Genomic DNA, 14,245 nt, shown 5'->3' with positions numbered 1-14,245 from the left:
TGGTTTTCCGAATTTTAAGGATTCAGAGGCAGCTCGATGAAAAAAGAAATTTTGTTGGTCGCAGACGCAGTTTCCAACGAGAAAGGTGTTGAACAGGACGTAATTTTTCAGGCTATTGAATTGGCCTTGGCGACAGCCACGAAAAAACGTTACGACGAGGACTCCGATATCCAGGTAACCATCGACCGTAAAACCGGTGATTACGAAACCGTACGTCGTTGGCTGGTGGTCGATGACGAGACCTTGGCTGAGCTGGGCACACAGTTTACTCTGGAGGAGGCTCACGAAAAAGACGAGAGCCTTGTCGCAGGAGATGTATTTGCGGAAGTGGTTGAAAACGTTGGGTTTGGGCGTATCGCTGCGCAAACCGCCAAACAGGTTATCGTGCAGAAAGTACGTGAAGCCGAGCGCGCTCAGATTGTGGACCAGTACCGAGATCGCGTCGGCGAGCTGATTTCCGGTTCTGTCAAAAAAGTCACTCGCGATAATATTATTGTTGATCTTGGTAACAACGCAGAAGGCTTGTTACCGCGTGAAGAGCTAATTGGTCGCGAAGTTTTTCGTATGAATGATCGTGTTCGTGCGCTCTTGGTCGATGTTCGTTCTGAGGTGAGAGGCCCGCAGTTATATCTCAGTCGTGCTTGCTCGGCAATGTTGGTAGAACTGTTTAAAATTGAAGTACCAGAAATTGCTGAAGAAGTTATTTCCCTAAAAGCAGCTGCTCGTGACCCTGGGTCCCGTGCAAAAATTGCCGTTTCTACCAATGACGGTCGTATCGATCCCGTTGGTGCTTGTGTAGGTATGCGTGGCTCCCGTGTACAGGCGGTATCGAACGAACTGGGCAATGAGCGCATTGATATTGTGCTTTGGGACGATAACCCGGCACAGTTTGTTATTAATGCTATGGCACCAGCTGAAATTGAATCCATCGTTGTGGATGAAGAAGCCAATTCAATGGATCTAGCCGTGAGTGAAGATAATCTGGCTCAGGCCATTGGCCGCGGCGGTCAGAATGTGCGCTTGGCCTCAGAGCTTTCCGGCTGGGATATCAATGTGATGAGCATTGATCAGTGGAACGAAAAGCAGCAGAAGGAAGCGGGTAGCTCCAAAGACGTCTTTATGCAAGCTCTGGATGTTGATGAAGATGTTGCCGATGTGCTGGTGGAAGAAGGTTTCACTACGCTGGAAGAAGTTGCCTATGTTCCCCTGGAGGAATTTCTGGCGATAGAAGGTTTCGATGAAGATGTAGCCAATGAGCTTCGCAGTCGAGCGAAAGACGCGCTACTCACTCAGGCGCTGGCGACGGAAGAGCAGACCGTTGGTCAGGAGCCTGCGGAAGATTTACTGGCAATGGAAGGTATGGACGACGTGCTGGCGAATACGCTGGCCGCTAGAGGCGTTGTTACAATGGAAGATCTTGCCGAACAGTCGGTTGACGAAATGATGGAAATTGCTGGAATGAATGAAGAGCGTGCAGGGGCGTTGATTATGAAAGCGCGTGAACCCTGGTTTGCTGAAGACAACTCCTAAGTGTCTAGGCAAGAATATTATCGAGATTATTGAACGAATTTAAACGGGAACTGAGACAAATCTATGGCTGAAGTAACTGTAAGTGAACTCGCCAAGTCTGTAGGGGCTTCTGTCGATCGCATACTAACCCAGATGAAACAGGCCGGGTTAATACACCAAAACTCAGACGATATGGTGTCCGACGAAGAGAAGCAAACGTTGCTGGCTTTCCTAAAGTCCAGCCATGGTGAATCTGCGGCTGCACCAAAGAAAATCACCTTAAAGAGAAAAACTACGACAACCTTAAAGACAGGTTCAGGTAGCTCTCGAAAAACCGTAAATGTGGAAGTACGAAAAAAGCGCACTTACGTTAAGCGTGAGGCTGCTGAAGAGACTGAAGATTCTGCCGTTGTGGATGCTCCTGTAGAAGATGTTCAGGTGGTAGATATCCCGGTTGCGGAGACAGTGGAAGCTATTGAGTCTGAACCGACAGAAGTTGTTGAGCCTGAAGTGGTTGAGGAAGAGGCTGCCCCGGTTGCGGAGTCGTTAGTGGAAGAGCCTGAGGTGGAAGCGTCTAGGCCGTCATTTGTTGATGATGCGGAAATCCTGCGACAGCGCGCGGCTCAAGCCCGACGCAAGGCAGAGGAGGATGCTGCTGAAGCGAAAAAATTGGCGGAAGCTAAGCGTAAAGCGGAACAGGAATCAGCCGGGAAAGCTAATGCGAAGCCCGCCGATGATGCGCCTGCTAGTGATGCAGATCGCCATAAGCACCATCCTAAGAAAGTTAAAGCGAAGCCAGAAGAAGAGTTCAACGAAGACTCAAAAGCTAAGCACAACAAAAAAGCCGGGAAAGCGGTTAAAAAAGTGGCTGCACCCAAAAAAGCCGCTTCTGCGCTCGATTACGTGGAAGATAAGTCGGAGATTGAAGAGGTTATTCATACTACTCCGAAGTCGAAAAAACTTGGCACCTCGAGACGCCCGCGTCCCGTTATCAAGGTTAAGAACCGCCATGGTTTCAAAAAACCAACCGGAAAGATTACCTACGACGTGGAAATTCCCGAAGAAATTACTGTATCCGATCTTGCTCAGCGTATGAACGTTAAGGCAGGCGAAGTGATCAAGCAGCTGATGAAGATGGGTACTATGGCCACTATTAATCAGGCTCTCGATCAGGAAACCGCTCAGGTTATTGTTGAAGAGTTGGGCCATACCCCTGTACTGGTCAGTGGTGATGAAGTGGAAGAAAAACTACGTGAGCAAGTCGTAGACTTCGACGGCGCGACCATGGTTGATCGTGCACCCGTCGTTACTGTTATGGGGCATGTCGACCACGGTAAAACCTCTTTGTTGGATTATATACGTGAAGCCAAGGTAGCCTCTGGAGAGGCGGGTGGTATTACCCAGCATATCGGAGCCTATCGTGTGAAAACCAGCCACGGAGAGTTGGCGTTTCTCGATACCCCTGGGCACGCTGCCTTTACTGCTATGCGCGCTCGCGGTGCTCAATGTACAGACGTTGTGATTTTGGTCGTTGCTGCAGACGACGGTGTAATGCCGCAAACCGAAGAAGCCGTGCAGCACGCTCGCGCTGCTGGGGTACCGCTGGTTGTTGCGATCAATAAAATGGATAAAGAAGGGGCCGACCCGGATCGTGTTAAAAATGAGCTGTCTGCGAAAGACGTCATCCCCGAGGACTGGGGCGGCGATACTCAGTTTATTCCTGTTTCTGCCCATACCGGAGAAGGTATTGAAGAGCTATTGGAAGCGGTTGCTCTACAGGCAGAATTGTTGGAGCTGAAAGCTCCCGTCGATGTTCCTGCCCGCGGTGTGGTAATTGAATCCCGTATGGACAAAGGCCGTGGTGTTGTCGCCACAGTACTGGTTCAGGGTGGTGAGCTAACCGGTGGAGATATTTTGCTGGCGGGTCAGAGTTTTGGTCGCGTACGCGCTATGACCAACGAGTTTGGCAAGTCTGTCAGAAGCGCAGGTCCATCAACACCCGTAGAGTTATTGGGTTTGGACTCACCGCCGGAAGCCGGTGATGAGTTCGTGGTGGTTACCAACGAGCGTAAAGCTCGCGAGGTGGCTGAGTTCCGCTCCGAGAAAGAACGTAGTGAAAAGCTTCAGCGTCAACAGGCCGCAAAACTGGAAAATATGTTCGCTGGCATGGGTGCCGATGAAAAGAAAGTTTTGCCGGTTGTTTTGAAAACCGATGTTCGTGGGTCATTGGAAGCGATTCAGGCAGCACTGCTGGATATGGGTAACGAAGAAGTGCAGGTTATGTTGATCGGTGGCGGTGTTGGTGGTATCACCGAAAACGACGTTAACCTCGCGCTGACCTCTGGTGCAATCATTGTCGGCTTCAATGTTCGTGCAGACACATCTGCTCGAAAACTGGCCGAAGCAGAGTCAGCGGAAATTCGATATTACAGCATCATCTATCAGCTGATAGATGAAGTGAAATCGGCACTGTCTGGCATGCTCGATCCCGAGCGAGTTGAAGAAATTATTGGTATCGCGGATGTGCGTGATGTGTTCAGTTCGCCGAAGTTTGGTCAAGTGGCCGGATGTATGGTGGTTGAAGGTACAGTACACCGCAATAAGCCTATTCGAGTGCTGCGTGAAAACGTCGTGATCTATGAAGGTGAGCTGGAATCCCTGCGCCGTTTCAAAGATGACGTTAACGAAGTTCGCAACGGTATGGAATGCGGTATCGGCGTGAAAAACTACGACGTTAAGATTGGCGACCAAATCGAAGTCTTCGATGTGAAAGAGGTAGCGCGGGAGCTCTAAGAGCTGCCGCATAAAAATAGATGCCTAGAGAGTTTAATCGTTCTGATCGTGTGGCCGATGCGTTACAGCGTAGCCTGGCCAACTATATCCGTACCGAAGTCGGGGATCCGCGGCTGGGTATGGTTAATATTAACTCGGTTACAGTTAACCGCGATCTTGCCAATGCCAAGGTGTATGTCACGGTTGTTGGTGCGGAGACTGATGCCGAAGCAGAAGCTTCGGTGGCTATCCTGAATAAAGCGTCCGGTTACCTACGCAACCTGGTTTCCAAAGATCTTACTTTGCGTAGCACGCCAAAAATTCAGTTCTACTACGATGCGACCGCCGTGCGCGGCCAGAAGATTTCGAGCCTTATCGATCGAGCGGTTGCTGAAGATAAATCCCATCATGCCGATGACGAGGATTAGGTTTTGGGCCGCAGACGAAAGTTTGGTCGCCCCTTAAGTGGGGTGCTGGTTGTTGATAAGCCCGCCGGTGTTACCTCTAATGATGTCGTTCAGCGGGCTAAACGCCTGTTTTTTGCCAATAAAGCCGGTCATACAGGTGCTCTCGACCCTTTAGCGACTGGCGTTCTTCCCTTGTGTTTTGGCGAAGCGACTAAATTTTCTCAATATTTGTTGGACTCCGATAAGGGCTACCTCAGTACCTTTCGCTTTGGCCTGCAAACGGACACTGCCGATGCCGATGGCGAAGTTATCGAACAATGCGATGCCAGTAAGCTCACAGCCAAGGCTGTAGAAAAGGCTATTGAACGGTATCGCGGGAATATCGAGCAGGTACCACCCATGTATTCTGCCTTGAAGCGTGATGGCCGTCCCCTGTACGAGCTGGCGAGACAAGGTATCGAGGTCGAGCGTGAGGCGCGTTCATTAACCATTTATAGTTTTGAATTACTGGATTTCCGTTCGGGTGAGTTTGCTGAAGCTGATGTGCGTGTGGAGTGCAGTAAAGGTACTTATATTCGCAGTCTGGCCGAAGATCTCGGTCGTGACCTGGGGGTTGGTGCGCACGTAGCGAAGCTGCGTCGTATACAGGCTGGGCCGTTCCGCGAAGAGCAGGTTATAAGCCTGGATACGCTGGAGGCGGAACGGGGTGAAGATAGAGCCGAAGTGCTGGATCACTATTTGCTGCCAACCGATGCGCCAGTAGCTGAAATGCCGGAATTGACGTTGGACGAACACAGCAGTTTTTATTTCACCCGGGGTAACCCGGTAATCAATAATCAGGTCTACCAGTTGGGAGACGAAGGTGATAAAGTGCGCGTCTTCCAGCATACTGGCGAATTTTTAGGCGTTGGTGAAATTACTGACGATGGTCGGGTGGCTCCAAGCCGTTTAGTTGTCCAATAGGCCAAAAGACTTGCACTCTCGAGTGCAAACTGACCTACCTGTAGATATGCACGGGCAGGCCGGATAAGAGCAGCTTATGTGTATTAGCTGAGTTGTTATTGCATATTCATCTGTATAGAGGAAAGAACCATGGCACTGAGTGCACAAGAAAAAGACGCAATCGTTAAAGAACATCAAACCTCTGAGACCGATACCGGTTCTCCAGAAGTTCAGGTTGCACTGCTTACCGCTAACATTAATAAGCTGCAGGGTCACTTTGCTGGCCACAAGCAGGATCACCACTCTCGTCGCGGATTGATCCGTATGGTAAACCAGCGTCGTAAACTGCTGGACTACCTGAAAGGGAAGAATGTTAATCGTTATGCAGCTCTGATCCAAAAACTGGGTCTGCGCCGCTAAGCAAAAAAGTGCCCGCCTTGTGCGGGCACTTTTATTTTTCTCTCCAGACTCTCCTATTCGCTCTCCTCTATAATTAATTTCTCTGTTTTCGATGGTCTTTTCTTTAGGGTTGTAATCGGGAATGGGTGAACCTGAAACTGCCACTAGGCGGTTTTCGAATATGAAGATAAATGAAAAGAAAAGCGCAATGGGGCGCTTAAAACACAAAGGATAAGAAATGAATCCGGTAATTAAAAAATTCCAATATGGTAACGATACCGTCACTCTGGAAACGGGCCGAGTTGCTCGTCAGGCAACTGGCGCAGTGCTGGTTAGCATGGGTGAAACCAGTGTACTCTGTACAGTTGTTGGCTCGAAAGAAGCCAAAGCTGGTCAGGACTTTTTCCCTCTGTCGGTACACTATCAAGAAAAAACCTATGCCGCAGGTAAGATCCCTGGTGGCTTCTTCCGACGCGAAGCACGTCCTTCTGAAAAAGAAACGCTTACTTCCCGCCTGATCGACCGCCCTATTCGGCCACTGTTTCCCAATGGTTACCTGAATGAAGTTCAGGTTGTGTGTACGGTTGTTTCTGCCGAAAAGAATGTTGATCCTGATATCGCAGCGTTGATCGGTACGTCTGCAGCGCTGGCGATTTCCGGTATTCCGTTTAACGGCCCCATTGGTGCGGCTCGTGTTGGCTATAGCCAGACCGACGGTTACATTCTCAATCCAACCTATTCTGCGCTGAAAGAGTCAGAGCTTGACATGGTTGTAGCCGGCACCAAAGATGCGGTGTTGATGGTTGAGTCCGAGGCAAATGAACTGCCAGAAGATATTATGCTGGGTGCCGTACTCTACGCTCACCAGGAGATGCAATCTGTTGTTCAGGCTGTTGGTGAACTGGTTCGGGACGCGGGCAAAGAGCGCTGGGAATGGACAGCCCCGGCAGAAAACGAAGAATTGAAAGCCGCTATCAGCCGCGATTTTGAAGAATCTATCGGCGTTGCCTACCGTATTACTGACAAGAAAAAGCGATATGACCGTTTGTCTGAGTTGCGTACTCAAGCAGTTGCAGAGCTGGTTAGCGAAGAAAGTGGTGTTGATGCTGACGATGTTAAGAAGTTGTTCGGCAAGATAGAAAAGCAAATTGTTCGCAGCCGTGTTGTTGCTGGTGAGCCTCGTATTGATGGTCGTGACAGTAAAACGGTACGTCCATTGCAGGTAGAGGTGGGCGTACTGCCTAAGGTTCACGGTTCTGCGCTGTTTACCCGTGGTGAGACCCAGGCTCTGGTTGTCGCTACTCTGGGCTCTGCCCGCGATGCGCAAATAATTGATGCGCTGGAAGGGGAGCGTAAAGATAGCTTTATGCTTCACTACAACTTTCCTCCCTACTCTGTGGGTGAGTGTGGTCGTATGGGTGGCACCGGTCGTCGTGAAATTGGTCACGGTCGTTTGGCGCGTCGCGGTGTTGCCGCCATGTTGCCAAACGCTGATGAATTCCCCTACACCATACGTGTTGTTAGTGAAATTACTGAATCCAATGGTTCCAGCTCCATGGCTTCCGTCTGTGGTTCTAGCCTAGCGTTGATGGATGCGGGCGTTCCTCTGAAATCGCCTGTCGCCGGTATCGCTATGGGGTTGGTGAAGGAAGAGAACGGTTATGGCGTGCTTACCGATATCCTCGGTGATGAAGATCATTTGGGTGATATGGACTTTAAAGTTGCCGGTACTGCTGACGGTGTAACTGCTTTGCAGATGGATATCAAAATCGAAGGTATCACCGAAGAGATTATGGAGACTGCTCTGGAGCAGGCACTGCAGGCTCGTCTACATATACTCAGCGAAATGAATGCCGTCATTGCTTCGCCTCGCGCTAAGCTGTCTGAAAACGCACCTCAGTTCCACACTATGAAGGTTGATTCAGATAAAATCCGCGATATTATCGGCAAGGGCGGTGCAACCATTCGTTCTATCACGGAAGAAACGGGCGCAACCATCGACATTAACGATGATGGCACCGTTAAAATCTATGGTGACGACGGCGACAGCCTCAGCGGTGCGATTGCTCGTATTGAGGAAATTACCGCAGAAGCTGAAATTGGTGCGACCTACCAAGGTAAGGTAGTACGCATTGTAGACTTTGGTGCGTTCGTTAACTTCCTACCCGGTAAAGATGGTTTGGTGCACATTTCTCAAATCGCCCATGAACGAGTGCAGAATGTGACTGACTACTTGAGTGAGGGGCAGGACGTCGATGTGAAATGTATGGACATTGACCAGCGCGGTCGTATTAAGCTGTCCATCAAAGAGCTGCTGCCTAAGCCTCAAGCGGACGCATCAGACGGTGTTGATGGCGAATCAAACGACGCCGAATAAGGCGAACGTTACGCGATAAATTAAGGGCCCGCTTTTGCGGGCTTTTTTCTGCAAATTTAAAATGGATTAGAGTGTTGTGAATCGTTTGTTGTTTACCTTGTTGCTTGTGTTTTTCTCCTCAAAAGTGCTGGCAGAAAGGCAGCCCAAGGCCGAACTGGGGGTAGGTTTTGCCGTGCAGCATCTCAACGACTATAGAGGAACTACCGAAACCCAGACTCAGGCGTTGCCTTTCCCCATTCTTGTTTATCGTGGCGAACGTATTCAAGCCGATAAAGATGGGATTCGCGGGCGGTTTTTTCACGGTGAGAACTGGGAATTGAATATAAGTGCTGAGGCTGCATTAAATGGTGGCAGCGAAGACAATCCGAGGCGGCAGGGAATGCCACCGCTGGATACAGCAGTGGAGTTTGGCCCGTCGTTAAATATTAATGTAACCGGCCGTAATTTTGATGAAGGTTGGGCACTACGCTTACCCGTACGCTCGGTATTTGTCGTTGATATTACTGGCATGAAAATGAAACAAATTGGCTACAACGCCAATCCAAAATTTACCTACCGTAAAGCGGATCTCTGGCAGGGGTGGAATGGCAAGGTGGATTTGGGTTTTTTATGGGCTTCTGATCACTATCACGATTACTACTATCGCGTGGCTCCCCAATATGCTGTTGATGATAGGCCTGCTTACGAAGCCGAGTCGGGGTTTAGCGGTAGTTACGTTAAGTTCAGTTTGAAAAAACGTTCTGGGCACATGTGGTACGGCTGGAATCTTCGCTACGACTATATGGAGGGCGCCGTATTTGAGGATAGCCCGTTAGTGGAGACTAACCACTATTTTTCGACAGCCTTTGCGGTGGGCTGGTTTTTCTGGAATAGTGATACACAATAGTTGGTGGAATGGATAAGGTTGATCAGCTTTTTTGCCGTCTTATGTCGAATTTTTTATTGGCTATATTCACTAAATGCTTTCTATGCTTCTGTTTATCGTATAGCAAAGCCCGGGAGACTCTCATCGTGTTTAGGTATTACCTTAAGAGCTGCCTAGTTCGATACACTGCCTTACTTTTCGGTGTGTTATTCTCTTTCACGCTCTCTGTGCCTGCTTTGGGCGATAAGACTGCAGTTACTATCTATACCTACCGTAGTTCGGAGAGTGTAGCTGATTCCCGGTATGATTATGACACAGCGCTTTTAAACTTGGCGTTGGAAAAAACCCAATCGGAATTCGGGCCTTATGCTCTGGTTGCAAGCCCCGCGATGAATTTCTCGCGGGCCATCTTACTGGCTCAGCGCAATACGCTGCCGAATTTTATGATTAAGTTGAGCTATGCGAATGAAGGTTACGGGCTCAGTTATGTTCCTTTTCCTGTCGACCTGGGGATTGTGGGTTACAGGGTTTGCTTTACTGCAAAGTCCAATCTTCAGCGTGTTGCAAAGATTAGATCAATCGCAGATTTAAAAGAAATGAGCTTCGGTGTTGGTATAGGGTGGGCCGATGTTGACGTTTTGCGTAGTCAAAATTTTGATGTGGTACAAGTTGCGCTCTACGAAAGCTTATTTCGTATGACGGCTATTGGCCGTTTGGATTTATTTTGCCGTGGCGTAAATGAGTTTCTGGACGAGTGGAATACAAATAAAAACACAGAGAACTTTGCTTACGATAAAACGATGGCAATTCACTACCCGTTGCCGCGCTTTTTCTTTACGAACGAAAAAAACACTTTAGCTGTTGAACGTTTTGAAAAGGGCTTAAAAATAGCCTATAACGATGGCTCTTTACTGTCGTTATGGCGGGAGCATTATAAAGAGAGCATACAGTTTGCCAATTTGCCCGCTCGAAGGATTTTTAAATTATCTAATCCGACATTGAAAGATCTTTCCGTTGAGTATGAACACTACCTTTTCGATCCTTTCGATCCTGAAAACACCTTTTAATATGGTCTACAGTGAATAAGCTGATAAAGGGAGCAGTATGATTTTAATACTGTTCCCTTTTCTTTGCGAGCCCTTAATCGTTATCGGGGGAGGCGGTTGGCAATGTCTGAGAGCGCTTTTTGCTTGTCTTTACTGCCCTGGCTTGAACCGAAGAAGAAGGCGGCAACCTGAGTCGAAACCGTCGTTAACGCGCCTAGAATATAGATAATAATTTCTTTCATGCCGGTGCCTTCTATTGCCCCCCAGCCACGATAAATAATCCAGAAGTACATAAAAAAAGTTAAACCAATAATGCCAAGGGCGAGTATTGGGTGAATGTTTTTTGATAGCCAGCTGGCGTTTACGCTTTCCTGTATTCGACTTTGGTTTTCACGTGCGCTGGCAGTATCTACCAGTTCTGCTTTCCTTTCTTCAAGCCCCAGTTTAGAGGTTTCCAAGTCGTAGTGCATCGAGGCTTTGGCCAGCTCGTTTTCCAGTTCTTTGCGTTCTTCATCGGACGTAATGGTTTTATCGATGGCTTCGCCAACCGCATCAACCAGATTGCTGGCTCCGGCGCTAAATAGTGTGGTAAAAAAGTTTGCCATGGTTACATTCCCTCCAGTGTGCGTCTAACCCAGCCATAGAAATATTTGCGACTGGTTTTTCGGTTTTCGCAAATATTCACATAACGGCTAATTTTCGCTAAGGCAAAAGTGGCTAAAAATGCGCGCTTATCGTCTGCATTTATCGCCGCCAATGTTTTGGGCCCAATGACCCCGTCTGGGGTGGTTTGAATGGACATCTGGGCAAGTTTGGCGCTGGTCCGAGGGCCGGCATTTACAGCGAAGTCGAAGATAGATTCAGCAATATCCTGATCGCCAATATGATCTCCCTGCACCTTGTCCCAGTAATTGGCTTCGTAAAGTGCCTTAACTTTTTCCTCGAGGTCTGCGTCGCTATCGAGATTTTTTGGGAAGTTATTTTTATTCTTGAGTAGGTCGATATTAATCCAACCCGGCCATTTGGGGTTTCGGCTGCGGGCAATACCTTTATAGGTTTCACCTCCTGGGTCGTCTGGGTCGTTAATATATCCCCCTTCTGCTTTCATGGTTATTTTGAATGCCTGATCAAAATTTGCCATCGGGAACTCCTTTTTTATGAATAGTTTTGAGTTAATCCGTTGCTGCTGGAGGTCTTCAGTGAAACTTAGCAAACAATAAGTCGTCAGCGCCACAGTGTCGGGCGCCAATATGACAATACCGTGAATATTGTGGAAGATAGGATAGGTCGCGATAAGGAGCGAGTGTCCTTATCTGGTTTTATTTGGCGAGCGGTATTTTTTAACCGGCTTGCTTTTGCAGGTAATCGATAATGTCGAGCGATTCGTACATCCACTCCTCTTTACCGTTACTGTGAGTGATGCGCAGCGCGGGTACTTGTGATTTGCCGCCCTTCTGAGACAGCTCTTTTCGGGCGTGGTCATCGCGGGATACGTTAGCGTTGGCAATATTGATCTTCATTGTCTTTAGCGCCAAGTGTACGCGCATACAATAACCGCACGAAGGTCGATGGTAGAGGGTTACATTGTCGAGGGTAAAACTGTTGGGGTTTGTCATATACATCTCCAATCATATGGCATTCAAAGGATTATATAGCCAGTTATAAATCCGTTAAACTCTCTGCTGACTAATACTTCAATAATGAATATCTATGAATAATCGATACTTAGAAGCCTCATTGCCAACTGAGGATCGCGTTGCCGACCTGCTATCCCTGATGACCCTTGAGGAAAAATTGGGGCAAATGATGCAATTAGCGGCTCTGGAAGAGGAGCATGAGAGCTTTATTGAGCGCTACCATCTGGGTTCCTTTCTGCATGCCGTTGGTGAGGATGTTACTCGTTTGCAGCGGATTAACGCACAGCGTTCGCGGTTGAAGATTCCCCTGATTTTTGGTATCGACGCCATTCACGGTCACTGCCTGGAGGATGAGACAACGGTTTTCCCCGTGCAGCTTGCAATGGCCTGTACCTGGAATACAGGCTTGTTAACCGAAATGGGGCGTATAACTGCGAACGAGGCCCGAGCCAGTCATTTGCACTGGACCTTTTCACCTGTGCTCTGTATTGGCCGTGATCCGCGCTGGGGGCGCACTAGCGAAACCTTTGGTGAGGATCCATTGCTAATTGCCGAATTAGCTGACGCGCTGGTTCATGGCTACCAAACGGCTGAGTACCCACTGGCTGCCTGTGCAAAACATTATGCGGCTTACGGTGAGACCAGTGGTGGCCGCGATTCCTCCGACGCTCATATCTCCGAGCGTCAGATGCGCAATGTTTTTCTGCCGCCTTTCGAGCGCGTGGCAAAAAGTGGCTGTAAAACCTTTATGGCGGGTTACCAGGCGCTCAATGGTATTCCCTGTTCAGCCAACACCTGGTTGATGAATACGATCTTGCGGGATGAATGGCAATACCAAGGCGTAGTCGTTACCGACTGGAATAACTGCGGGCAGATGGTTACCCTCCAGCGGGCAGCAACCGATATCAAAGAAGCCGTGGCGCTGTGTCTGGAAGCCAGCAATGATGTTTTTATGTCGACACCGGAGTTTTTTGAGTGTGCGCTGGCCCTGGTACAGGAGGGGCGCGTTAGCGAAGAGCGTATTGACCAGAGTGTGCGCCGGATACTCACCCTGAAATTTGAGTTGGGCTTGTTCGAAGAATTATCGGCGCCAGACCGGCGCGCTTTGCTGGCTGATACCCGACGTTGGGACAAGGCTTTAGGTGCGTCACAGCAATCGCTGACGTTGGTGAAGAATAATGGCGCCTTGCCGTTGACGGAGAAACTGAAAAAAATCTTGCTGGCCGGTGATAATGCAGACAATGTGCTCAATCAGCTCGGCGACTGGTCCTTCATTCCTGGCATGGCAGCCTATACGGATAAGGAAACCCACCGAGCAGATACCGTAACGCTTAAGGCGGCACTGGCGTCTTACTGTGAGCAGGAGGGCATTCAACTGTCCTACTTGGGAGTTGAGGAATGTGGACCCTATTGCGAAAGAGATCCATCCGAGGCGCTGACAGAAGCAGCGAGCGAAGCTGATGTCGTTTTGTTTTGCGCGGGTGATGCTTTAAAGCAGAATGGTGAATTCCATGATCGGGCCGATTTGGAATTGCCCGGGAATCAAAGCGCCGTTTTTGAACATTTACAGAAAACGGGAACGCCTGTTATCAGTATTTTAGTTATGAGTAAGCCCCATTGCATTAATGATGTAATGGAGAACTCCGCTGCGGTATTAATTGCTTTTAATCCCGGCGCAAAAGGTGGCGAGGCTATAAAACAGTGCTTATTTGGCGAGATCAATCCCTGCGGTCGTTTGCCGATTAGTTTTCCTCGCCATGTGGGTCAGTTGCCAGTTTATTATAATCAAGCCCCTGGCTGGCATGCGCCCATATCGCCCCATTTCGATGGTTCTCCCAGCTATATCGATATGCCCGAGACGCCTCTACTGGCCTTTGGTGAAGGCATTAGCTACGGTCAGGTACAGTATTCCGAAGTGGCAGTAGACAGCGATATCTTGGCGCCGGGGCAGCCTGTAGTTGTGTCCATTGGTTTAAAAAATAGCAGCGACTGGGCAGCGGTTGAAATCGTTCAGCTCTACTGTCGTTTATGTATCCCCGGCGTTACGACGCCAGTAAAACGTTTGATCAAATTCAGGCGTGTAACGATTGCCATCGGTGGGGCGGAACACGTTGAATTCACTTTAAACCAAAGTGATTTTCTAATCTGGGATAAACCGTTGGATAAACAGGTTTACTTCGGTGAAATTGAATTAATGGTCGGTAAAAGTAGCAAGGATGAAGATTTGCAGCGTATAAGCATTAAAAGTGTCTGAGCTGTTGGCAGGCTCGAAGGGTGGAGAAATCGAATTA

12 protein-coding genes are annotated in these 14,245 nt (G+C 48.8%); 9 read left to right on the top strand and 3 right to left on the bottom strand.

Features of this window, described 5'->3' with window-relative positions; all coding sequences use genetic code 11:
* Positions 1-36: 36 nt before the first annotated feature.
* The 8 genes from nusA (at position 37) to H5715_RS11355 (ending at position 10,338) form a co-directional block, all read left to right on the top strand.
* Entirely contained in the window at positions 37-1,530 is a 1,494-nt protein-coding gene (gene nusA / locus H5715_RS11390) for a transcription termination factor NusA (RefSeq protein WP_075187664.1), read from the top strand.
* Between the two features lie 63 nt (positions 1,531-1,593).
* Entirely contained in the window at positions 1,594-4,302 is a 2,709-nt protein-coding gene (gene infB, locus H5715_RS11385; RefSeq protein WP_075187663.1) for a translation initiation factor IF-2, read from the top strand.
* A gap of 20 nt (positions 4,303-4,322) precedes the next feature.
* A complete protein-coding gene (gene rbfA, locus H5715_RS11380; protein WP_075187662.1) occupies positions 4,323-4,709 on the top strand; it encodes a 30S ribosome-binding factor RbfA in 387 nt (128 codons plus the stop codon).
* Positions 4,710-4,712: 3 nt separating this feature from the next.
* Positions 4,713-5,651 (top strand): tRNA pseudouridine(55) synthase TruB, encoded by a 939-nt coding sequence (gene truB / locus H5715_RS11375; RefSeq protein WP_075187661.1) that lies wholly within the window; start codon positions 4,713-4,715, stop codon positions 5,649-5,651.
* A gap of 129 nt (positions 5,652-5,780) precedes the next feature.
* A complete protein-coding gene (gene rpsO / locus H5715_RS11370) occupies positions 5,781-6,050 on the top strand; it encodes a 30S ribosomal protein S15 (protein WP_185906522.1) in 270 nt (89 codons plus the stop codon).
* A 217-nt stretch (positions 6,051-6,267) separates the two neighbouring features.
* On the top strand, positions 6,268-8,406 hold the full coding sequence (gene pnp, locus H5715_RS11365; protein WP_075187659.1) for a polyribonucleotide nucleotidyltransferase: 2,139 nt from the start codon (positions 6,268-6,270) through the stop codon (positions 8,404-8,406).
* A gap of 76 nt (positions 8,407-8,482) precedes the next feature.
* On the top strand, positions 8,483-9,292 hold the full coding sequence (locus H5715_RS11360) for a MipA/OmpV family protein (RefSeq protein ID WP_075187658.1): 810 nt from the start codon (positions 8,483-8,485) through the stop codon (positions 9,290-9,292).
* 125 nt (positions 9,293-9,417) lie between these two features.
* Positions 9,418-10,338 (top strand): hypothetical protein, encoded by a 921-nt coding sequence (locus tag H5715_RS11355; RefSeq protein WP_139309918.1) that lies wholly within the window; start codon positions 9,418-9,420, stop codon positions 10,336-10,338.
* Positions 10,339-10,418: 80 nt separating this feature from the next.
* Here the strand turns inward: H5715_RS11355 and H5715_RS11350 are convergent, their stop codons facing one another.
* From H5715_RS11350 to H5715_RS11340, 3 genes are all read right to left on the bottom strand, one after another.
* Positions 10,419-10,922: a hypothetical protein gene (locus H5715_RS11350; RefSeq protein ID WP_075187656.1), complete on the bottom strand. Its 504-nt coding sequence runs from the start codon at positions 10,920-10,922 to the stop codon at positions 10,419-10,421.
* Positions 10,923-10,924: 2 nt separating this feature from the next.
* A complete protein-coding gene (locus H5715_RS11345; RefSeq protein ID WP_075187655.1) occupies positions 10,925-11,458 on the bottom strand; it encodes a glycoside hydrolase family 108 protein in 534 nt (177 codons plus the stop codon).
* Positions 11,459-11,657: 199 nt separating this feature from the next.
* Positions 11,658-11,933, bottom strand: a complete 276-nt coding sequence (locus H5715_RS11340; RefSeq protein WP_246434519.1) for a glutaredoxin family protein — start codon at positions 11,931-11,933, stop codon at positions 11,658-11,660.
* A 94-nt stretch (positions 11,934-12,027) separates the two neighbouring features.
* Between H5715_RS11340 and H5715_RS11335 the strand changes: the two genes are divergently transcribed.
* Complete coding sequence (locus H5715_RS11335) at positions 12,028-14,208, top strand: glycoside hydrolase family 3 N-terminal domain-containing protein (RefSeq protein WP_075187653.1); 2,181 nt, start codon at positions 12,028-12,030, stop codon at positions 14,206-14,208.
* The last annotated feature ends 37 nt before the right edge of the window (positions 14,209-14,245 follow it).

Origin of the sequence: Teredinibacter haidensis (assembly GCF_014211975.1) — a bacterium.
In the GTDB taxonomy this organism is placed as follows: Bacteria; Pseudomonadota; Gammaproteobacteria; order Pseudomonadales; family Cellvibrionaceae; genus Teredinibacter; species Teredinibacter haidensis.
This window is presented reverse-complemented; position numbering and strand designations above follow the sequence as displayed.